Genomic DNA, 19,786 nt, shown 5'->3' with positions numbered 1-19,786 from the left:
CCGAACGGCGATGCCGGACTGCCGGGGTAGTCGGTCTGGGCGGGTCGATCCTCTCGAACTGTAACCGTTACCGGTGGAGACGACATTTCGTTCGCTCACCGGGCAAGCAGGCGCGATAGGCGTCACTGTCGACTCCTGACGGGCCCGTAAGCGAGAATCAGCCGAAGCGCGATCGATCAGGTGATACCGGTCGTCAGCAGTGCGGCCAGTTCGGCGTAGGCCTGCGAGTCTTCGAGCCCGGTGCGCTCGGCTACTTCGCGGCTCTGGATTCGAGCCATCGTCGTCGCGGCCACATCGGCAACGAACGCGGCATGGACTCCGCGGACGTCCCCGGCCGAAGTGCCTTCGTCGATGAGTTGCTGCACGCGTTGCGCGGCGATGGCGGTGTTCTGTTCGTAGACCTCGCGGGCAGGGGGGAACGCTGCGAGATCGTCCATGAACTGGGCCGACGCGGGTTGCAGCGCGACGCCGACCGCCGACAGATACTCGGTCAGTCGCGCGCCGGTCCCTTCGAGGGTTGCGATGGATGCCTCGACACGGTCGGTCGCACCACGGAAGAAGTGTACGGTCGCAGTCCGCACGAGCTCATCTTTGCTCCCGGCCAACGTGTACAGCGTCGATTTACTGCATCGCAGGCGTGCCGCGATGTCGTCGAGCGTCAGGTGTGCGAATCCTTCGTCGAGGAACAGTGCGACCAGTTGGTCGAAGAGCTGGGCGCGCCGTGCAGTCGCGTGAGCTGCGGTCATACCGCGAAATAGTACTGCACTCGACGGCGCAGTACTGTGTACAGTACTGTGAGGATCATTCCAGTACTGTCCGTGGTTTCGTGAGGAGTGCCCAGTGCCCGTCGATCGCCTGCTGCCCACCGAGGAAGCCAAAGATCTCATCCAGCTCACCCGCGACGTCGCAGACAAAGTGCTCGACCCGATCGTCGACGCACACGAAAAAGCCGAGTCGTATCCGGATGGCGTGTTCGCTCAACTCGGTGAGGCAGGCTTGCTCAGCCTGCCGTTCCCCGAGGAATGGGGTGGCGGAGCGCAGCCCTACGAGGTCTACCTCCAGGTCCTCGAAGAGTTGGCGTCGCGATGGGCCGCGGTCGCCGTAGCCGTCAGCGTGCACAGTCTCGCCTGCTCGCCGCTACTGGCATTCGGAACCGAAGAGCAGAAGCAACGCTGGTTGCCGGAGATGCTCGGCGGCTCGCAGATCGGCGCCTACTCCCTGTCCGAGCCGCAGGCCGGATCCGACGCCGCCGCCCTGACCTGCAAGGCGGTGCCATCCGGTGACGGATACTCCGTCACCGGAGCGAAAGCGTGGATCACCCACGGCGGCATCGCGGACTTCTACAACCTCTTCGCACGCACCGGTGAAGGGTCGAAGGGCATCTCCTGCTTCCTGGTGCCCAAGGACCTCGACGGGCTCACCTTCGGCAAGCCCGAGGAGAAGATGGGACTGCACTCGGTACCGACGACCTCGGCGCACTACGACGGCGCCTACCTTCCAACCGAACGCCGCATCGGTGCCGAGGGTCAGGGCCTGCAGATCGCATTCAGTGCACTCGATTCCGGCCGTCTCGGTATTGCCGCGGTCGCCGTCGGAATCGCCCAAGCCGCCCTCGACGACGCGGTGGCCTACGCGAACGAACGCACGACATTCGGCAAGAAGATCGTCGACCACCAAGGGCTCGGATTTCTGCTGGCCGACATGGCTGCCGCCGTCGACTCTGCCCGAGCTACGTATATCGACGCCGCCCGACGCCGCGACAACGGGCTCGACTACTCGCGAAGCGCATCCGTCGCCAAGCTCATAGCCACCGATGCCGCGATGAAGGTGACCACTGACGCAGTCCAGGTGTTCGGCGGATACGGATATACCCGCGACTTCCGTGTCGAGCGGTACATGCGGGACGCCAAGATCACTCAGATATTCGAGGGCACCAACCAAATTCAGCGTCTCGTGATCGCGCGGGGGCTGCGGTCGGTGGGTTAATCTTCGGGGATGGCTGACATTTGGGTCGACACCCCCGCAGGCCCGATTGCCGCTGTACTGGAAATCCCCGAGGGGGATGGGCCGTGGCCGGGTGTCGTGATCGTGCACGACGCATTCGGGCTGAATGCGGACACCAGAGCTATCGCGAGCCGGTTCGCCGACCAGGGTTACCTTGCGCTTGCACCCGACTTGTACAGCCGAGGTGGAATGCGTAAGTGCGTCGTCGGGGTCTTCCGTGCGCTTCTCGGGCAGAGCGGAGTCGCCGTGGACGATCTGCTCGCGGCTCGGGAGTATCTGCTCACGCGTGAGGATGCGACCGACAGCGTCGGGATAGTCGGGTTCTGCATGGGCGGTGGATTCGCTCTACTGTTGTCGCCGAAGGGATTCGGAGCGAGCGCGCCGTTCTACGGAGTCTCACCGAAGGATATGGAGGAGGCACTCGACGGTGCATGCCCGATCGTCGCTTCGTACGGAAAGAACGATCCGAGCTTGATCGGTGCCGGCAAGAAGCTCGATAAAGTGTTGTCCGACAAGGGAATCCCGCACGATGTCAAGACGTATCCGGGCGCCGGTCACGGTTTCGCAAACGCACTCCCTGACAACAAGAAAGCTGCGGTTCTACAACGCATCAGCGGTCTCGGATTCAAAGACGAGCAGGCCGAAGACGCCTTTGCCCGGGTGTTCGACTTCTTCGATCGACACCTTCACTGAAGCTCGGACACGGGCTGCTTCCCTTTGAGCCAGCGATTGGGGAGCCGTCCGACCAATTCGCCCAGCGGGTTTACTGCAGCCGAGAGTATCTCGACCGAATCCTGCAGGATGTCGACACTGACACCCATACGTTCGAGGTTCGGGGCCAGCGAAGACAACGTCTCGGACAGGCTGACGAGCTGATCGAGGGGTCCATCCTTCGCCGTCAGGCGTTCGATGGCGCCGCCCTCGGAGAGTAGTTGTTCGAGCAGGCCGCCTTCCTCGAGTGCCCGCTCGATGATTCCGCCCTCCCTCGTCAGCAATTCGAGGGGACCATCGGTCGCGGTGAGCCGCTCGAGCGGACCTTCGACGGCGGTGATCCGATCGAGAAGCCCGCCCTCGGCAAGCAGCCGTTCGAGAGGGCCGTCCTCGGCGAGCAACCTGTCGAGTGGCCCGCCCGTGGCGGTCACCCGATCGACCGGGCCGCCGTCGGCCAGCAGCCTTTCCAGCGTGCCTTCCTCCGCGGTCAATCGGTCGACGACGCCGCCGGGTGCGAGGAGCCGGTCCAGCGGCCCACCTTCGCGAAGGGCGTTGCCGAAAGCGCGATCCTCGGAGGTCAGTTGGCCGAGTTGCGCGAGCAACGCCATGGTGCCGCCGCGAGGATTCGCAATCGATGCAAGGTTCGACGGGTTGGCGGCGCCGGATTCCAGGACGAATCGGGTCGTGGAGAGGACCGTGCTGGTCACTTGCAGCGCAGTTTCCGTCATTGCGATCCCGGCACGCGCAGGGAATGTGATCGCCGACACCCAGTTCATGGTTTTACTGTAACCGCTGGAGACATCATGGAAGGACCTTCAAGCCGACCACGCAGCCGACGATGCCCATCAACAGCGCGACCTTGATCCACGACGCGGCCTCGTCGCCGGTGATCATCGCGTAGGTGACGGTGAGTGCCGCGCCGATCGCGACCCAGACCGCGTAGGCGGTGCCGGTCGGTAACGTGCGCATCGCGAGTGCGAGACCGCCCATACTGATCACGAGAGCGACGGCGAACACGAGCGTCGGACCAAGTTTGGAGAATCCTTCGGACTTGCCGAGGGCCGTTGCCCAGACTGCTTCGAAGGCGCCGGAGACGACCAAGATCAACCAAGCCATGCGTACAACACTCCCATGCACCGTCTTGTCGCAGGCCGGGTACGGTGCGCTCGTCCGCTAGTCATGAAGAGACTGGCACGACGGTACCGCAACCCGAAGGTTCACAGGAACATCACAGCGAGCGTCCAGCACGTGCGCAGGCATCCGGTTCATGATGGTGAGGTGAGCGATCCACCTCGAACGCGCGTCCTGGTTGTCGACGACGAACCGACGATTCTTGAACTGCTGTCGGTCAGTCTCCGATTCCAAGGCTTCGACGTCCAGACTGCCGCTTCGGGTCCGGAGGGTCTGGACAAGGCGAGAACTTTTCGCCCCGAAGCGGTGATCCTCGACGTCATGATGCCGGGCATGGACGGCTTCGGGCTTCTGCGTCGACTACGGGCAGACGGCGTCGAGGCACCAGCGCTGTTTCTCACCGCCCGGGATTCCGTCGAGGACAAGGTGAGCGGCCTGACGCTCGGTGCCGACGACTACGTCACCAAGCCGTTCAGCCTCGAAGAGGTCGTTGCTCGCCTGCGCGTCATTCTTCGGCGATCGGGAAAGACGGAAGAGGCGACGCCGTCGCGAGTCTCTTTCGCGGACATCGAACTCGACAACGACACGCACGAAGTGTGGAAGGCCGGCGAGCCGGTGTCGCTCTCACCCACCGAGTTCACGCTCCTGCGCTACTTCATGATCAACGCGGGCACGGTGCTCAGCAAGCCGAGGATTCTCGATCACGTGTGGCACTACGACTTCGGCGGCCAAGTAGGTGTAGTCGAATCGTACGTGTCCTACCTGCGTCGCAAAGTCGACACCGGGGACCAGCCCCTCATCCACACCCTCCGGGGCGTCGGCTACGTCATGCGGCAGTCGCGGTGAGGCTTCGCAACACGCCACTGCGATTCACACTGGTGGCGGCGCTGCTGTTACTCGTCGCCGCCGGACTTCTGGCGTCCGGAATCGCTGTGACGTCGACACTCGAATCTTCGCTGGTCCGACGTGTCGATCAATCTCTCGTCGAGGCATCCCGCACGTGGGCAGAACCGCGGGGTTTCGACGGCCCGCCGCCGTCCTCGTCGAAAGGTCGACCGCCGAGCGACTTCTACGTCGACGTGACCGACCCTGCAGGGCAGTCGAGATTCGTGCTGACACCGGATGCAGACATCGGCGTTCCCGACACCGACGGCGTCCCGAACGGAGCTCCGGTGTCCGTGGGGTCGAAAGGCGGCGGCACCGAATGGCGTGTCCTGAAGATCAGCAACCAGAACGGTTCGACTCTGGTCGCACAGCCGCTCATCGCGGTCGAAACTACTGTCGACAGATTGATCGTGCTCCAAACGATCATCGGCGCAGTGGTCCTCGCGGTGCTTGCCGTTGTCGCATACTTCGTCGTTCGCCGCAGTCTGCGGCCGCTCGTCGAGGTCGAGGAGACCGCCGCAGCAATCGCTGCCGGTGACCTGCACCAGCGTGTTCCCGAACGCAGTGAGCGCACCGAGATCGGCAAACTGTCGGCGGCCCTCAACGGAATGCTGACGCAAATCCAGCGCGCTTTCGCGGCCAGTGCAGCATCGGAGGAGGCGGCACGCGCCTCGGAGGACAAGATGCGACGCTTCGTCGCGGACGCGAGCCACGAACTGCGAACGCCATTGACGACGATCAGAGGATTCGCCGAACTCTACCGCCAAGGCGCCATGAGCGATATCGCGTTGCTGATGAACAGGATCGAAGGTGAAGCGGCCAGGATGGGCCTGCTCGTCGAGGACCTGCTGATGTTGGCGCGATTGGATGCTCAACGGCCCCTCGAGATGAACACCGTCGATCTGCTGTCCGTGGCGACCGACGCTGTCCTCGATGCCAAAGCTGTATCTCCGGAACGTGAAATTTCTCTGAAAATGCTTCCTGGTCCTGGCATTCCAGAGGTCAGCGGGGACGATGCACGGTTGCGTCAAGTACTGGGAAACCTGATGGGCAATGCGATCCGGTACACCCCGCCGGAAGCCGAGATCATGGTCTGCGTCGGAACCACCGACACGACAGCGCTATTGGAAGTACGCGACACCGGCCCTGGACTGTCGGCAGAAGAATCCGCGCACGTCTTCGAACGGTTCTATCGTGCCGATTCCTCACGCACTCGCGAAAGCGGTGGCAGCGGACTCGGATTGTCGATCGTTGCCGCATTGGTCAGCGCGCACGGCGGGACCGTGACCGTAGACAGCACACCGGGACAGGGCGCGACCTTCCGCGTCGAGCTTCCGCGGGTGGATGCATAGGCCAAGGAGTGCATAGCAAAATTCACGGGGCGCACGCCGATCGTACCCGCGGTCCGCTGGGCTCGCGGGCTACCGCTCGGCGATACTTCGCGAATCTGGTTACGAAGGCAAGGCTTCGAATGCAGTTGCGCTACGGATCACTGGGAGACCCGAGCAACTCTAGTTCTTCTTTCCTCGGCACAGCAGCACGACCAGTGCGCCGCCTACCGATACCGCGGAGGTGAACAGGACTGCGGAGTTCCAACCTTCGACGAGCGCGGCAGGAGAACTCGTTCCTCGCGGTACCGCCAGCACCGCAACCACGGTCACCCCGACCGCAGATCCGACATAGCGGGCGGTGTTGTTCGCGCCGCTGCCCATTCCGGCACGTCCGGCCGGGACGCTCGCGACGGCTTCACGTCCGAGTGCTGCGTTCAGTACTCCGCTCGCGACGCCTGCGAACAGCAGGCCCGGGAGAAGTCGAAGCCAAGTCGAGTCCACCGAGAGACCGAGCATTGCGAGCTGCCCGATCGCAACCCCGATCAGACCTGCTGCCAGTTGCACACCGCCGGTGACGCGGGCTGGAATACGTCGCGCAAGAAGGGCTGTCACGACGGAAGTCGCGGACCAGGCGAAGAGCAACAGTGCCGCGCCCAAGGCATCGATGTCGTAGGCGTTACCGAGAAATCCGGACATGAACGACATCAATGCGATGATCCCCGCACCGGTGACGACTGCCGCGACAGTAGCTGCGACGAACGCCGGCTGGGTGAACAGTTTCAGATCGAGCATTGCCGCGCGACTTCGATATTCGACGACGACGAACACGACCAACAACACCGCCGATAACGCGAACAGACTCAACGGCAGAGGCCGCGCCCATCCTTGGCGCCCTTCGACAAGGGCAGCGAGAAGAGCACTCAACCCGAACGCCAGCAGAAGCGCGCCGGCGGGATCGAGTCCACGAGGGGTATCCGAGGTCGACTCCCGCACGAGTCGATGTGCGGCGGCGGCGAGCAGTGCGCCGCCGAACGCGACGAGCCAATAGGCGTCACGCCAGGTTGCCAGCCGATCGAGCGTCGCGACCAGGAGCGGGCCGAGTGCGATTCCGGCGCCCAGGCTGGCACCCCAGACGCCACTGGCATGCGCCCGGACCGGTCCTGCCGGGTGAGTATGCGCAATGATCCCGAGGCTCGACGCGATCACGGCGGCGCCGCCCAGTCCTTGCAGTACGCGTGCAAGGACGAAGATCACCGTATTCGGTGACACGGCGCAGACCACCGAGGCGACCGCCAGCACGAGTACGCCGAGAACGAACGTGCGGCGCCTTCCGAAATCGTCGGCGAGCGTTCCGGTGGTGAGCAGTGCCGCACTGAGCCCGATGCTCATGGAACTGAGAATCCATGTCTTACCGGCGGTGTCGCTGCCGAGGGTGGCAGCGGTGGAGTTGATCGTTGCCAGCGGTGACGTGAACGCGACAAGAGTAAGCAGGGTGCCGAGGGCAGCGATCGTGAGAGACCGTCGTTGGTCGACGGCAGAGTCGATGATGGTCATCCGGGTGGGGGACCGAGCGAAATCAGGTAGGAACGTTGGCGCCGTGACCGGCCTCGCGGAGCGCGGCACGCAGCTTCTCAGCAGCCTCGTCCTGCGACTGCGGTGACGGGTTCGGGTCCGCCCCTGAGATGTCGAAGTTACCCATGTCGTAGGCAGGGAACACGTGCAGGTGTAGGTGTGGGACCTCGAGCCCTGCAATCAACAGTCCTGCCCTCGGCGCATCGAAAGCCGACCGCACCGCGGTGCCGATGACCTGGGCGACTGCCGTGATCTTGGCGAAGGTAGCGCCGTCGACGTCCTGCCACTGGTCGATTTCCTCGCGAGGAACGACGAGCGTGTGACCTGGAGTGACCGGGGCAATAGTCAGAAACGCCACGACGTCCTCGTCCTGCCACACGAATCGTCCCGGAATCTCGCCGCTGATTATCTTGCTGAAGACCGATGCCATAGTTGCAAGGATAGGCGGATCACAGCTGATTGCCAGCTCGGTGGCAGGGACGTCGCAGGTCGAGGCCCGAACCTGGTGTCATGACAGCGAACCCACTACTTCGAGCCGGACGGAACGAAGAACACCGCCGAGAGTCGGACTCGACGGCCACCGCCACCCTCGAGGTGGTCATTCCCGTGTACAACGAGGAAGACGATCTCGAACAGTGCGTTCGGCGGCTACACGAGCACCTCGATGCGAACGTTCCCTTTCGCGCCCAGATCACGATCGCCGACAACGCCAGCACGGACGGCACCCTCGCCGTCGCACATTTTCTGGCCGGTGACATCGACGGAGTCCGCGTCCACCACCTGAACGACCGTGGACGCGGGCGTGCGCTGAAGGCAGTGTGGTCGGCGTCCGAAGCCGACGTCGTGGCCTACATGGACGTCGACCTCTCCACCGATCTCAATGCGCTGATGCCGCTCATCGCCCCGCTCGTGTCCGGACACTCCGACCTCGCGATCGGATCTCGACTCAACCGATCTTCGCGGGTGGTGCGTGGCGCGAAACGCGAAATGATCTCACGCAGTTACAACCTGATTCTGCGTACCTCGCTGCGCGCACGCTTCTCGGATGCGCAGTGCGGCTTCAAAGCCATCCGGACGGACGTCGCCCGGGAGCTATTGCCGCTCGTTCAGGACACCGGTTGGTTTTTCGACACCGAACTGCTCGTCATCGCCGAGAGGGTCGGACTTCGTATCCATGAAGTTCCGGTGGACTGGGTCGACGACCCCGACAGCAGCGTCGACATCGTCGATACTGCGATCAAGGATCTCCAGGGGTGCTGGCGGGTCGGGAGAGCTCTAGCCTCCGGCGCCCTGCCGATCGCCGAGCTGCGCACAAGCCTCGGACGGGAGCCTTTGGTGCCAGGTGTGCCGCGCGGCATGGTCGGACAGCTGGTTCGGTTCGCCATCATCGGGGTGTCGAGCACCGCAGCGTACACACTGCTGTACTTGGTCCTGCACCCATTGATCGGAGCGCAGGCCGCGAACTTATGCGGTCTACTGATCACCGCAGTGTTCAATACCGCGGCGAATCGAGCCTTCACGTTCGGAATTCGGGGCTCGAAGAGCGCAGGCAAGCATCAGATTCAGGGTTTGATCGTCTTCGCCTTCGCCCTGCTCATGACCAGTGGTGCACTGGCGTTACTGCACGCATGGGCGCCAGGAGCATCCCGACACCTCGAACTTGCCGTCCTCGTGGTGGCGAATCTCGTCGCAACGGTATGTCGATTCGTTGCCCTTCGTTGGGTTTTCCGAACCAGAGAAGGTGCAGTTCAATGACGACACTGATCGAACGACAACCGGAATCAGCCGAGCCAGTGCCCGAGTCAGGTCCCCGCTGGGAGTGGATCGGTCTCGGCGCGCTCCTCGTCGGTACTGCCGTCGCCTACATCTGGGGGCTCGGTGCGTCCGGCTGGGCCAATTCGTTCTATTCCGCTGCGATACAGGCAGGGTCGGTGTCGTGGAAGGCGTTCTTCTTCGGCTCCTCCGACGCGGCGAACTCGATTACCGTCGACAAACCACCGATGTCACTGTGGCTGATGTCGCTGTCGGTTCGAATTTTCGGACTGAGTTCGTGGGCGATGCTGATCCCACAGGCGTTGCTCGGGGTCGGTTCCGTGGCGTTGCTGTGGGCGACGATCCGAAGACAATTCGGTTCTGCGGCGGGGCTTCTCGCAGGTCTGACGCTGGCGGTCACCCCTGTCGCAGCCCTGATGTTCCGCTTCAACAACCCCGACGCGCTGCTCGTACTTCTGATGATCGCGGCGGTGTGGGCGTCGATGCGTGCAGTCGAAGACGGACGCACTCGATGGCTCGTGCTCACCGGCATATTCGTCGGCTTCGGATTCTTGACCAAACAGTTGCAAGTGATGCTTGTGATCCCGCCGATTGCGCTGCTCTACCTGTTTGCAGGCCCACCGAAGCTCGGTCGACGGTTCCTACAGTTGTTCGCCGCCCTCGGTGCCGCGATCGTGTCCGCAGGCTGGTGGCTCCTGATTGTCGAGCTGTGGCCTGCGTCGTCGAGGCCGTGGATCGGTGGCTCGCAGAACAATTCGATCCTCGAACTCACCTTGGGTTACAACGGACTCGGTCGCCTGAGCGGTAACGAGACCGGCAGTGTGACTCCGGGTGGCGCAAACGCTGGTCCCGGAATCGGCGGGGCAGGCGGCAGCAGGTGGGGTGAAACCGGCATCACCCGCATGTTCGACGCGTCCCAGGGAGGCCAGATTGCGTGGCTGATCCCATCGGCTCTTATCATTCTTGTCGTCGGAATTGTGCTGCGCGGCAAAATTGATCGAACCGATCCGAAGCGTGCGGCGCTTGCGGTATGGGGATTGTGGCTGCTGGTAACCGGGTTGACATTCAGTTTCATGGCCGGCATTTTCCACTCTTATTACACGGTGGCTCTTGCACCGCCGATCGCTGCGCTGATCGGCGCAGGAAGCGTACTCGCATGGCGTCATCGCGAGCGGTATTGGGTTCGGATCGCAATGGCTGTGGCCACACTGGCCGCGGTGGCGATGGCATGGGTCCTGCTAAACCGCAGCGCAGGATTCCAGCCGTGGCTTCGCTGGACGATCCTCGGCGTCGGCATCCTGGGCGCAGTGCTGGTGCTGATTCCTGCAATGACACGTGGAAAGCTCGCGGTCGCCTCGATTCTCGCAGTAATGTTCGCAGGACTGGCAGGTCCTACTTCCTACACCGCCGACACGCTTGCAACCCCGCACACCGGTTCCATCGTCTCCGCGGGGCCCAGTACAGGTGTCATGGGAGGCTTCGGCGGAGCTCGCGGCACGGGTGGCATGCGCGATGGCGGTGGCCCGGGACAAGCGCCGGAAGCAGCAGCAACACCGGGTGCGGCGGCAGTTCCCGGCGGCGCCTCGGATGGACGCGGCACGACGGATGGACGTGGCGGCGGCAGCACCGGCGGTGGCGCCGGAGGGTTGCTCCAGGGCAGCTCGCCGACAGAGGCCATAACCTCGCTCCTCGGGGAAGATGCCGACTCTTACACCTGGGTCGCGGCAGCAGTCGGCTCCAACACTGCCGCCGGCTACCAACTGGCCACCGAAGACCCGGTCATGGCGATCGGTGGATTCAACGGCAGTGATCCGTCGCCGACACTCGCTGAATTCCAGCAGTACGTTGCCGACGGCGAAATCCACTACTTCATCGCAGGTAGTAGCGGCATGGGTGGCAGTAACACCGGCACTTCGTCCGAGATAGCGGAATGGGTAGCCGCCAACTACACCCCGACCACGGTGGACAGCGTGACGGTGTACGACCTGAGCAACTGAGTTTTCGCTCGGAGCGGGTCGAGCCGATACTCTTGTCCACTGTGCGCGTACTCGTCATAGGTTCCGGTGCTCGTGAGCACGCCATCCTCCTTGCTTTGAGCAAGGACCCCAAGGTCAGCAAGCTGCTGGTCGCCCCAGGTAATGCAGGAACGGCGAAGCTGGCCGAGCAACACCCCGTAGATGTCGCCTCGGGTGCGGCGGTCACCGAACTGGCTCGCAAGGTCGAAGCGGACCTGGTAGTCATCGGGCCGGAAGTTCCGCTCGTACTCGGCGTCGCCGACGCGTTGCGCGAGGCCGGGATCACTACCTTCGGACCGTCCGCAGCGGCTGCCCGTATCGAAGGCTCGAAGGCGTTCGCCAAAGACGTCATGGCTGTGGCCGGCGTCCGAACGGCGCACAGTGAGATCGTCGATTCACCAGCGAAGCTCGATGCGGCACTCGACCGTTTCGGACCCAACTGGGTCGTCAAGGACGATGGGCTCGCGGCCGGCAAGGGCGTCGTGGTCACCACCGATCGGCTCGTCGCTCGCGACCACGCTGCCGAACTCCTCGAAACCGGGCATCCGGTGTTACTCGAATCCTTCCTCGACGGACCCGAGGTGTCGCTGTTCTGCCTCGTCGACGGCGAGACGGTAGTGCCCCTGTTGCCGGCGCAAGACCACAAGCGTGTCGGCGACGGCGACACCGGACCGAACACCGGCGGCATGGGGGCGTACACCCCGCTTCCGTGGCTTCCGCAGGCCGTCGTGGACCAGATCGTCAGCGAGGTCGTCGAGCCCGTCGCCGCTGAGATGGTCAAGCGTGGCTGCCCGTTCTCCGGTCTGCTGTATGCGGGCCTCGCGATCGGCGTCGACGGCCCTGCAGTGGTCGAGTTCAACTGTCGCTTCGGCGATCCCGAGACGCAGGCAGTTCTCGAATTGCTCGATTCTCCTCTCGGTGAGGCATTGAACGCGACAGCTACCGGGACGCTGGCTTCGTTGGCGCCTTTGCAATGGAAAGACGGCGCTGCGGTTACCGTGGTCCTGGCTGCGGAGTACTACCCTGGCCGCCCGCGCACCGGAGATGCGATCACCGGAGCCGGGGGTCTCGGCGTCTTCCACGCAGGTACCGCAGCGAAGGACGGCAAGATTGTCTCCGCGGGTGGCCGGGTGCTCAGCGTCGTGGGTTCAGGTGCTGACCTCGCTGCTGCCCGAGCTGATGCGTACTCGAAGATCGAGTCGATCCGGTTGCCGGGTAGCCACTTTCGCACCGATATCGGCCTCGCAGCCCTCGAGGGGCGCATCTCTTTGTGAGCCCCGTGAGTTTTGCTCCACTATTGCGTGAAATTTCCCGAGTTCGGTAGATTTCGCGCAATAGTGGAGCTTCATGCACCCCTACTCTTTCTACGGCGCCGCACCACCGCGGCTATCTGATCGGCAACTCGATCCAGATCGCGGTTCACCGTCGCCGCAGAGAATCTCAGCACCAACCAGCCGTCCAGTACCAGCGTGTTCTGCCGTACGCGGTCGTTGTCGAATGTCCGCGGATCTATGTGGAACTGGCGCCCATCGATTTCGACGATCACCCGCGCCAGCCGACAGGCCAAGTCGACGATGTATCGGCCCAACGCCGTGTTGATCTCCATCCGAATACCTCGTGCCAACACAGCCCGTGCCACCAGGCGCTCTGGCTCCGACCAGGTTCCCGGACAACATTTCTCGAGCTGCCGACGAACCTCTCGCATGCCCGCCATTCCTTTGGCGGACTCACAGTGGTCGGTGACATCTCTCCACGACACACGTGAGGAGATGCACCGGTCGAAGAACTGTTCCAAAGGCAGACCCCGCATTGCGGCGGCCACATCGACAAAGCACTGCACCGCCGATACGACCTGGAATCCGCGGTGCTCTTCGGGCGACACCGAGCGTCGGTGTACTTTCAGCCAGCTCGGCCCGTTGATCCGTGAGTTCCTGGACAGGGTCACATGAACGACTGTGGGCTCGGTGTCGAGTAGATCCCACAACCACGCGGCGCTGAGGTGGCTCAACACTGCATCTTCGCGCCATAGCGTCACCGCCACACACAGTTCGTAGTACGACGGTTCCGGGTCCGAATAGACACCCGGCAGTAAGCGGATCATGCTGCCACTGCGCATCCGTCGGGTGATGCCGGATCGACCGATACCTGATTCTTCGAGCTGCATGCGTGTGTACACCCCCATGGCGAGAACGGTGCACCGTTCTCGGCACTGTCGGGGGCTCGAAACGAGATCTGTGGATAAGTGCCGTGCCTGTGGATAGGGCTAGAGCGTCAACGGTTCGACAAGAGCCGAACGCATGTCGTCCGGGGTTACCGAAGCCAGCGCATCAAGATATGCGACGGCGAAAGTTCCTGGGCCGTATGATTTTTCGGCTGCACGTTCCGATGCGACCGCCACGTGTGCGTGTGCCGACGTTATTCCGATCAAAGGTGTCGGTGACACGCTGAGGTACGCGGCCACGAGCGCTGCGAGCGAACATCCAGTAGCGGTGACCTTGGTCAGAAGTGGGCTACCTCCACCGACTTTCACGCCCACGGGCCCGGTGTCGCTTCGTCCGACGATGTAGTCGACCGGACCGGACGCCGACACCACCTGTGCGAACTCGAGCAGCGCCACTGCTGCGGGAACTGCGGCCGCGGAATCGGAAGCACTGTCGACTCCGCGCGCGAAGTTGCCCAGCCCCGCAAGCGCGATGATCTCCGACGCGTTCCCACGAATCGCCGTGGGTTCGAGCGTCAATAGCCCGGCTGCGAGTTCGGTCCGCCACGGTAGTCCGCCGACGCCCACCGGATCCAAGACCCACGGCGTGCCTGCGGCACGAGCAGCCTCCGCTGCCAGCGAGAAGGCAGCAGCGGTTCCATCGTCGGGGGTACCCAAGTTGACGAGAACTCCGGAAGCGATCGAGGCGAATCCTGCGGCCTCGTGGACGTTGTCGATGTGTGCGTTGCTGGCCCCGGCGGCGAGCAGAACATTGGTGACGAAGTTGGCGGACACCACGTTGGTCAATGATTGCACCAGCGGAGTCGACGAGCGGAGTGCATCGAGGGCATTCGCTACGTCGGTCACGGTGGGGCAGGTCGTCGATTCCGGCATTCGTAGAGTCTTTCACTGGGTGTTTTCGACCGCGAGCTAGCCTCGAAGTGTGCGCACAGAGTCGAACAGATCCAAGATCGAGCCGTTTCACGTGATGGACGTATTCAAAGCCGCTGCCCAACGAGCGCGCACGCACGGTGACGTACTTTCCCTGGCAGCCGGGCAACCGTCGACGTCAGCGCCTGCTCCGGTACTTCGAGCGGCACGGGAGGCCCTCGACGCACATGTACTCGGGTACACCGAGACACTCGGCACCCTGCCGCTGCGCGAAGCCATCGCCCGGCATCACGCGCACGAGGCAGGCATCCCGGTGCATGCCGACGACGTCGTGGTCACGACCGGATCCTCGGGGGCGTTCACGCTGCTGTTTCTGGCGGCCTTCGACGTCGGCGACACCGTGGTCATGGCTCGGCCCGGGTACCCGGCCTACCGAAATACTCTCGCTGCGCTCGGATGTCGCGTCGTGGAATTGGACTGCGGGATCGAGTCCAGATTTCAGCCGACGGTCGCGATGCTCGACGCTCTGCCGGAACCGCCCGCAGGGTTGATCATCGCCAGTCCAGCCAACCCGACGGGCACCATCATCGACGCCGGCGAACTTGCCGCGATCGCACGCTGGTGTGAGCAGCACGGAACGTTGCTGATCTCCGACGAGATCTATCACGGCATCTCCTACGGTGATGCTCGGACGTCGAGTGCGTGGGAGACGTCGAAGGAATCGGTAGTGATCGGTTCGGTGTCCAAATACTTCTCGATGACGGGCTGGCGGCTCGGCTGGATGCTGTTGCCGTGGACCCTGCACCGGGCGGTGGAACGACTGGCATCGAACATGACCGTCTGCCCGCCCGCGATCTCACAGGTAGCGGCCATTGCCGCGTTCACCGAGGAATCACGCACCGAACTCGACGCTCACGTGCGCCGCTACGCCGTCAACCGCACAATCCTGCTCGACGGTTTGGCCGCCGGCGGGATCACCGATCTCGCGCCTGCGGACGGGGCGTTCTACGCGTACGCCGACATCGGCCACCTGACCCAGGACTCGCGGGCATGGTGCGAGAACGTTCTCGCGACGACGGGTGTGGCACTTGCCCCCGGCGTCGACTTCGACACCGTGGCGGGGAACCACACCGTTCGATTTTCGTTCGCGGGTACGACCGAGCACATGCGGGAGGCTTTGGCGCGCCTGGCGCCGGCCCTACGCGCGCAGGGCGGATAGACGCGAGAGGGCGTCGCGGATATCGGCCTCGGACACGTCGCGATGCGTCACGAATCGGACTTTGCCCGCAACAGTGACGGCGCCGATGCCCTTGTCGGCGAGCGCGGAGACAGTTGCGACGGGGTCGGCCGACGTCGCGAGCACGATGTTCGTGTTCGGTTCCATCACATCCCAATTCCGCTCGCGTAGCCCCTCGGCCAGCAGTCGAGCGTTGTCGTGGTCGGCGGCGAGCGAGTCGAGATTGTCCAGCGCCACCAGCCCTGCCGCTGCAAGTATTCCGCCTTGACGAACGCCGCCGCCGAGCATCTTGCGGACGCGTCGAGCATCGGTAATGCGGGCCGAATCGGATACGAGCATCGACCCGACGGGAGCGCCGAGGCCCTTGCTCAGGCATACCTGGACGGTATCGGCGCCTACGGTCAGTTCGCGGGGGTTCACACCCTGGGCTACGGCCGCATTCCACACGCGCGCCCCGTCGAGGTGCACGAGCAGGCCCGCGCCGCGAGCCGCGGCCAACAGCGAATTCCATTCCTCGGGTCCGAACACGGCACCGCCGGCGAAGTTATGGGAGTTCTCCAGGCACAACAGCGTGGTGTTCAGAGTGAAGTACGGCCCAGGTCCGCCTGCCGACGCCGTCACGGTCGCAGGCGTCGGACGCCCGGGCCCGCCGTCGTGTGGCAACGCCGACGGCATTCCCTGCGCCAACCACGCTGCCGTCCCCAACTCGGACCCGAGAACATGAGAATGCTCCGGCGCCAGAAACGCATCACCACGTCGCAAGTGCAGCATCAGCGCGATGATGTTGCCCATCGAACCGCTCGGGACCCATAGCGCCGCCTCGTATCCGAGCATCGACGCGACGCGTTCTTCCAGTCGCGCCATCGTCGGATCGTGGTCGAGGACATCGTCACCGACCTCGGCATCGGCCATCGCAGCACGCATGGCCGCATCCGGGCGAGTCACCGTATCGGAGCGGAGATCGATAGTTCTGTGTTGCATGAAGTTCACGATTCCACACGATCGAATGGCCCGTTTGCCCCAGCGGAGAAGCCCAGGCCTGGCACGATGGCTTTCAAATGCCAGAAGTACCTGCAGGGCCAACAGTCAAGGTGTCGGGCGCAACCCCGAAAGGGGAGCGTCGACGACACGCATTGGCCTCTGCCGCTGCTGAACTCCTGGTCGAGGGCGGATTCGACGCGGTGCGCCACCGCTCTGTCGCAACCCGCGCCGATCTTCCGCTCGCATCGACGACGTACTACTTCCACTCACTCGCCGACCTCATCGCCTGCGCCGTAGAAATACTGGGCAACCGCGAACTCGAAGTCATGCGGCGACGGATCGACGACCTCGGAAATCTCGATCAGGACGTCGAGTCGACAGTCGACCTGATCGTGGACCTGCTCATCGGACCGGAAGACGACGCGATCGAAGGGCGCGAGCGGCTCATCGCACGCTACGAAAGATTCATCGCCTCGGCCCGGCATCCCGAACTGCGGGAAGTGCAGCTGCGGCTGCGCGCCCAGACCGACGACCTGCTCACCGACGTCCTGCGACGCTCCGGACGCATCGTCGACGAACTGCAACTACGACGAATCGTGGCCGTCGTCGACGGCGTCGTGGTCAGTGCTCTCGGCGAGGTCGACCCGGAACCCCGAACGATGGCACGAAGCATGTTGCTCCGAGTCATCGACGTCGTGGCCCCCGCACAATGAACTCCTGAACCACCTGGTCGTTCCGCAGGCTCCACTCCTGAACCACCTGGTCGTTCCGCAGGCTCCACTCCTGCCTACCTGGTCGTTCCGCAGGCTCCACTCCTGCGTAAACTTGCCTCTCGTGACTATTCCGAATGTCCTGGCCACCCGTTATGCGAGCAAAGAACTGGTGAACCTGTGGTCTCCGGAGCACAAGATCGTCCTCGAGCGCCAGCTGTGGTTGGCCGTTCTCAAAGCGCAGGCCACCCTCGGTGTCGACGTGCCCACTGCTGCGATCAACGACTACGAGAATGTGATCGGCACCGTCGACCTCGCGTCGATCGCTGCGCGTGAGCGTGTCACCCGCCACGACGTCAAGGCCGGTATCGAGGAGTTCAACGCACTCGCGGGCCACGAGCACATCCACAAGGGTCTGACTTCTCGTGATCTGACCGAGAACGTCGAGCAGCTGCAGATTCTTCGCTCGATGGAGCACGTCCACAGCCACGGCGTGGCGGTTGCTGCCCGGCTCGCCGAACGCGCCGCTGAATACTCCTCCCTCGTGATGGCAGGGCGCAGTCATAACGTCGCCGCACAGGCAACGACCCTCGGCAAGCGTTTCGCATCGGCGGCGGACGAGCTGTTGATCGGCCTCACCCGAATCCAAGAGCTGATCGAGCGCTACCCCCTTCGCGGTATCAAGGGCCCGATGGGTACCTCGCAGGACATGCTCGACCTGTTCGGGGGGGACGCCTCGAAGTTGACCGCTCTGGAGCGCATCGTCGCCGACCACCTCGGGTTCCGGCACGTGCTCACCAGCGTCGGTCAGGTCTACCCGCGCTCGCTCGACCATGACGTCGTGTCCGCGCTCGTTCAGATCGGGGCCGCACCTTCCTCGTTCGCTCATACGGTTCGGTTGATGGCAGGCCACGAGCTGGTGACCGAGGGCTTCCAGCCCGGTCAGGTCGGATCTTCGGCGATGCCCCACAAGATGAACACGCGTTCGTGTGAGCGCGTCAACGGTTTGCAGGTGGTGTTGCGCGGTTACGGATCGATGGCGGCCGAACTCGCAGGCGCCCAGTGGAACGAGGGCGACGTCTTCTGCTCGGTCGTCCGCCGCGTCGCGCTACCGGATGCGTTCTTCGCGATCGACGGCATGATCGAGACTTTCCTGACGGTGCTCGACGAGTTCGGTGCGTACCCGGCCGTCATCGCCAAGGAACTCACGCGCTACCTGCCGTTCCTTGCGACGACGAAGGTGCTCATGGCTTCCGTTCGCGCCGGGGTCGGTCGCGAAACGGCACACGAGGCCATCAAGGAACACGCTGTCGCTGTCGCACTCGCGATGCGGGAGCAGGGGCAGGACCCGGATCTGCTGGATCGCCTCGCCGCCGACGACCGCATCCCGCTCGATCGCGCTGCTCTCGACGCCGCTCTTGCCGACAAGTCGGCATTCATCGGCTCGGCCGAATCGCAGGTCGCGGGCGTCGTCTCCGACGTCGAGACGCTGATCGCGCAGTTCCCGGAAGCCGCGAAGTACTCTCCGTCACCGATTCTCTAGTAGCTCCGGCAGATCGGCCACCGAACCGATGATGTGATTCGGCTGCATGCCGAACTCGTTCTTGGCTCGGCGGTCGAGGGTGTCCTGGCGGAACTTTCCGGTGCGGACCAGGACACCGGTCATGCCGACGACCTGGGCTGCGAGCACATCGTTGTCGATGTCGTCACCGACCATGACGACGTCGACCGGGTCGGTGCCCATTCTTTCTGCAGCGGTCTGAAAGCCAAGTGGCGCAGGCTTTCCGATGGCCTGTGCCGTGTGTCCGGATGCCTTCTCCATACCGGTGAGGTACATTCCGGTGTCGATGCGGAGTCCGGCAGCGGTGGTCCACATGAGACTTCGGTGCATCGCGACGACGGGGATGCCGCGGCACAGCCAGTCATAGACCCGGCTCAGGCGCTCGTGGGTGAACTCGGGACCGGCTCCGCCGACGACGACGACGTCGGGATCGTGCGTCGACGACTCGTCCACGAACTCGATTCCCGGCATGTCGACCGCGATGTCGCCGTTGTTGACGAGTACGACGGAGGCGCCCGGGTAGGTTTCGCGCAGGTGGTCGGCGGTGAGGCTCGCGGCCGTGACGATGTCGTCCGCATGGACCGGCAGGCCGACTCCCGCCAACGACTCCGCGATCTGTGTGCGAGTTTTCGAGGTGGTGTTCGTCAGGAAGGCGCGCGCGATGTCCTTGTGGTCGAGATAGTCGAGAGTCTCGCGGGCACCCGGTATCGGCTTCCACGAGGTGACGAGCACCCCGTCGATGTCGAACAGAACGCCGCCCAAGATACTCATGGTCAGACTTTAG

19 protein-coding genes and 1 riboswitch are annotated in these 19,786 nt (G+C 63.8%); of the genes, 10 read left to right on the top strand and 9 right to left on the bottom strand.

The genetic code is table 11. The features are described from left to right. Positions 1-176: 176 nt before the first annotated feature. Positions 177-746, bottom strand: a complete 570-nt coding sequence (locus BJI47_RS19515; RefSeq protein ID WP_088945303.1) for a TetR/AcrR family transcriptional regulator — start codon at positions 744-746, stop codon at positions 177-179. A 94-nt stretch (positions 747-840) separates the two neighbouring features. Between BJI47_RS19515 and BJI47_RS19510 the strand changes: the two genes are divergently transcribed. Next, positions 841-1,986, top strand: a complete 1,146-nt coding sequence (locus tag BJI47_RS19510) for an acyl-CoA dehydrogenase family protein (RefSeq protein WP_088945302.1) — start codon at positions 841-843, stop codon at positions 1,984-1,986. A gap of 9 nt (positions 1,987-1,995) precedes the next feature. Continuing rightward, positions 1,996-2,697: a dienelactone hydrolase family protein gene (locus tag BJI47_RS19505; RefSeq protein WP_088945301.1), complete on the top strand. Its 702-nt coding sequence runs from the start codon at positions 1,996-1,998 to the stop codon at positions 2,695-2,697. Here the strand turns inward: BJI47_RS19505 and BJI47_RS19500 are convergent. Together BJI47_RS19500 and BJI47_RS19495 are read right to left on the bottom strand one after the other, a co-directional pair. Further along, the gene (locus BJI47_RS19500) at positions 2,691-3,491 is read right to left on the bottom strand and encodes an ABC transporter (protein WP_088945300.1); all 801 of its coding nucleotides are present in this window, start codon (positions 3,489-3,491) and stop codon (positions 2,691-2,693) included. The two genes, BJI47_RS19505 and BJI47_RS19500, sit on opposite strands and share 7 nt — an antisense overlap. A gap of 25 nt (positions 3,492-3,516) precedes the next feature. After that, positions 3,517-3,831 carry a multidrug efflux SMR transporter gene (locus BJI47_RS19495; protein WP_088945299.1) on the bottom strand — a complete coding sequence of 105 codons (315 nt, stop codon included), beginning with the start codon at positions 3,829-3,831 and terminating at the stop codon, positions 3,517-3,519. Between the two features lie 14 nt (positions 3,832-3,845). Continuing rightward, positions 3,846-3,909, bottom strand: a riboswitch (guanidine-III (ykkC-III) riboswitch). A gap of 84 nt (positions 3,910-3,993) precedes the next feature. Here BJI47_RS19495 and BJI47_RS19490 point away from each other — a divergent pair. Together BJI47_RS19490 and BJI47_RS19485 are read left to right on the top strand one after the other, a co-directional pair. Then, on the top strand, positions 3,994-4,692 hold the full coding sequence (locus BJI47_RS19490) for a response regulator transcription factor (RefSeq protein WP_088945393.1): 699 nt from the start codon (positions 3,994-3,996) through the stop codon (positions 4,690-4,692). Continuing rightward, entirely contained in the window at positions 4,689-6,083 is a 1,395-nt protein-coding gene (locus tag BJI47_RS19485) for a HAMP domain-containing sensor histidine kinase (RefSeq protein WP_088945298.1), read from the top strand. Before BJI47_RS19490 ends, BJI47_RS19485 begins: the two co-directional genes overlap by 4 nt. Positions 6,084-6,242: 159 nt before the next feature. Here the strand turns inward: BJI47_RS19485 and BJI47_RS19475 are convergent, their stop codons facing one another. Both BJI47_RS19475 and BJI47_RS19470 read right to left on the bottom strand, forming a co-directional pair. Next, entirely contained in the window at positions 6,243-7,616 is a 1,374-nt protein-coding gene (locus BJI47_RS19475) for an MFS transporter (protein WP_088945296.1), read from the bottom strand. A 22-nt stretch (positions 7,617-7,638) separates the two neighbouring features. Further along, positions 7,639-8,064, bottom strand: coding sequence for an HIT family protein (locus BJI47_RS19470; protein WP_088945295.1), 426 nt, complete (start codon positions 8,062-8,064; stop codon positions 7,639-7,641). Between the two features lie 80 nt (positions 8,065-8,144). On the opposite strand from BJI47_RS19470, the gene BJI47_RS19465 reads away from it, so the two are divergent. The 3 genes from BJI47_RS19465 to purD are packed head-to-tail and all read left to right on the top strand — an operon-like array spanning position 8,145 to position 12,696. Further along, on the top strand, positions 8,145-9,389 hold the full coding sequence (locus BJI47_RS19465) for a bifunctional glycosyltransferase family 2/GtrA family protein (protein ID WP_088945294.1): 1,245 nt from the start codon (positions 8,145-8,147) through the stop codon (positions 9,387-9,389). Further along, entirely contained in the window at positions 9,386-11,404 is a 2,019-nt protein-coding gene (locus tag BJI47_RS19460; RefSeq protein WP_088945293.1) for a glycosyltransferase family 39 protein, read from the top strand. Before BJI47_RS19465 ends, BJI47_RS19460 begins: the two co-directional genes overlap by 4 nt. 41 nt (positions 11,405-11,445) lie before the next feature. Further along, complete coding sequence (gene purD, locus BJI47_RS19455) at positions 11,446-12,696, top strand: phosphoribosylamine--glycine ligase (protein ID WP_088945292.1); 1,251 nt, start codon at positions 11,446-11,448, stop codon at positions 12,694-12,696. Between the two features lie 71 nt (positions 12,697-12,767). Here the strand turns inward: purD and BJI47_RS19450 are convergent, their stop codons facing one another. Both BJI47_RS19450 and thiM read right to left on the bottom strand, forming a co-directional pair. Further along, positions 12,768-13,604 carry a DUF559 domain-containing protein gene (locus tag BJI47_RS19450; RefSeq protein WP_088945291.1) on the bottom strand — a complete coding sequence of 279 codons (837 nt, stop codon included), beginning with the start codon at positions 13,602-13,604 and terminating at the stop codon, positions 12,768-12,770. Positions 13,605-13,685: 81 nt separating this feature from the next. Continuing rightward, a complete protein-coding gene (thiM, locus tag BJI47_RS19445; RefSeq protein WP_088945290.1) occupies positions 13,686-14,516 on the bottom strand; it encodes a hydroxyethylthiazole kinase in 831 nt (276 codons plus the stop codon). 94 nt (positions 14,517-14,610) lie between these two features. Between thiM and BJI47_RS19440 the strand changes: the two genes are divergently transcribed. Then, positions 14,611-15,732: a pyridoxal phosphate-dependent aminotransferase gene (locus tag BJI47_RS19440; RefSeq protein ID WP_217808563.1), complete on the top strand. Its 1,122-nt coding sequence runs from the start codon at positions 14,611-14,613 to the stop codon at positions 15,730-15,732. On the opposite strand, the gene BJI47_RS19435 is transcribed toward BJI47_RS19440, so the two are convergent. Continuing rightward, positions 15,712-16,731, bottom strand: coding sequence for a low specificity L-threonine aldolase (locus tag BJI47_RS19435; protein ID WP_088945392.1), 1,020 nt, complete (start codon positions 16,729-16,731; stop codon positions 15,712-15,714). The two genes, BJI47_RS19440 and BJI47_RS19435, sit on opposite strands and share 21 nt — an antisense overlap. Before the next feature lie 77 nt (positions 16,732-16,808). Here BJI47_RS19435 and BJI47_RS19430 point away from each other — a divergent pair, with 77 nt between their 5' ends. After that, on the top strand, positions 16,809-17,444 hold the full coding sequence (locus BJI47_RS19430) for a TetR/AcrR family transcriptional regulator (protein ID WP_088945288.1): 636 nt from the start codon (positions 16,809-16,811) through the stop codon (positions 17,442-17,444). Between the two features lie 112 nt (positions 17,445-17,556). After that, positions 17,557-18,984: an adenylosuccinate lyase gene (gene purB, locus BJI47_RS19425; RefSeq protein WP_088945287.1), complete on the top strand. Its 1,428-nt coding sequence runs from the start codon at positions 17,557-17,559 to the stop codon at positions 18,982-18,984. Here purB and BJI47_RS19420 read toward each other — a convergent pair. Beyond that, a complete protein-coding gene (locus tag BJI47_RS19420) occupies positions 18,970-19,773 on the bottom strand; it encodes an HAD-IIA family hydrolase (RefSeq protein WP_088945286.1) in 804 nt (267 codons plus the stop codon). The genes purB and BJI47_RS19420 overlap by 15 nt on opposite strands. Between the last annotated feature and the right edge of the window lie 13 nt (positions 19,774-19,786).

It is taken from the genome of Rhodococcus sp. 1168 (genome assembly GCF_002091955.1).
Lineage (GTDB): Bacteria > Actinomycetota > Actinomycetes > Mycobacteriales > Mycobacteriaceae > Rhodococcoides.
The sequence above is the reverse complement of the archived record's forward strand: the minus strand, read 5'-3'. Positions and strand labels throughout refer to the sequence as shown.

What these genes read in the sequence shown, in the direction of transcription:
- BJI47_RS19515 (WP_088945303.1), bottom strand. Translation starts at nt 746, where the DNA reads ATGACCGCAGCTCACGCGACTGCACGGCGCGCCCAGCTCTTCGACCAA.
- BJI47_RS19505 (WP_088945301.1), top strand. Translation starts at nt 1,996, where the DNA reads ATGGCTGACATTTGGGTCGACACCCCCGCAGGCCCGATTGCCGCTGTA.
- BJI47_RS19500 (WP_088945300.1), bottom strand. Translation starts at nt 3,491, where the DNA reads ATGAACTGGGTGTCGGCGATCACATTCCCTGCGCGTGCCGGGATCGCA.
- BJI47_RS19495 (WP_088945299.1), bottom strand. Translation starts at nt 3,831, where the DNA reads ATGGCTTGGTTGATCTTGGTCGTCTCCGGCGCCTTCGAAGCAGTCTGG.
- BJI47_RS19475 (WP_088945296.1), bottom strand. Translation starts at nt 7,616, where the DNA reads ATGACCATCATCGACTCTGCCGTCGACCAACGACGGTCTCTCACGATC.
- BJI47_RS19470 (WP_088945295.1), bottom strand. Translation starts at nt 8,064, where the DNA reads ATGGCATCGGTCTTCAGCAAGATAATCAGCGGCGAGATTCCGGGACGA.
- BJI47_RS19465 (WP_088945294.1), top strand. Translation starts at nt 8,145, where the DNA reads ATGACAGCGAACCCACTACTTCGAGCCGGACGGAACGAAGAACACCGC.
- BJI47_RS19460 (WP_088945293.1), top strand. Translation starts at nt 9,386, where the DNA reads ATGACGACACTGATCGAACGACAACCGGAATCAGCCGAGCCAGTGCCC.
- BJI47_RS19450 (WP_088945291.1), bottom strand. Translation starts at nt 13,604, where the DNA reads ATGGGGGTGTACACACGCATGCAGCTCGAAGAATCAGGTATCGGTCGA.
- thiM (WP_088945290.1), bottom strand. Translation starts at nt 14,516, where the DNA reads ATGCCGGAATCGACGACCTGCCCCACCGTGACCGACGTAGCGAATGCC.
- BJI47_RS19440 (WP_217808563.1), top strand. Translation starts at nt 14,611, where the DNA reads ATGGACGTATTCAAAGCCGCTGCCCAACGAGCGCGCACGCACGGTGAC.
- BJI47_RS19435 (WP_088945392.1), bottom strand. Translation starts at nt 16,731, where the DNA reads ATGCAACACAGAACTATCGATCTCCGCTCCGATACGGTGACTCGCCCG.
- BJI47_RS19430 (WP_088945288.1), top strand. Translation starts at nt 16,809, where the DNA reads ATGCCAGAAGTACCTGCAGGGCCAACAGTCAAGGTGTCGGGCGCAACC.
- BJI47_RS19420 (WP_088945286.1), bottom strand. Translation starts at nt 19,773, where the DNA reads ATGAGTATCTTGGGCGGCGTTCTGTTCGACATCGACGGGGTGCTCGTC.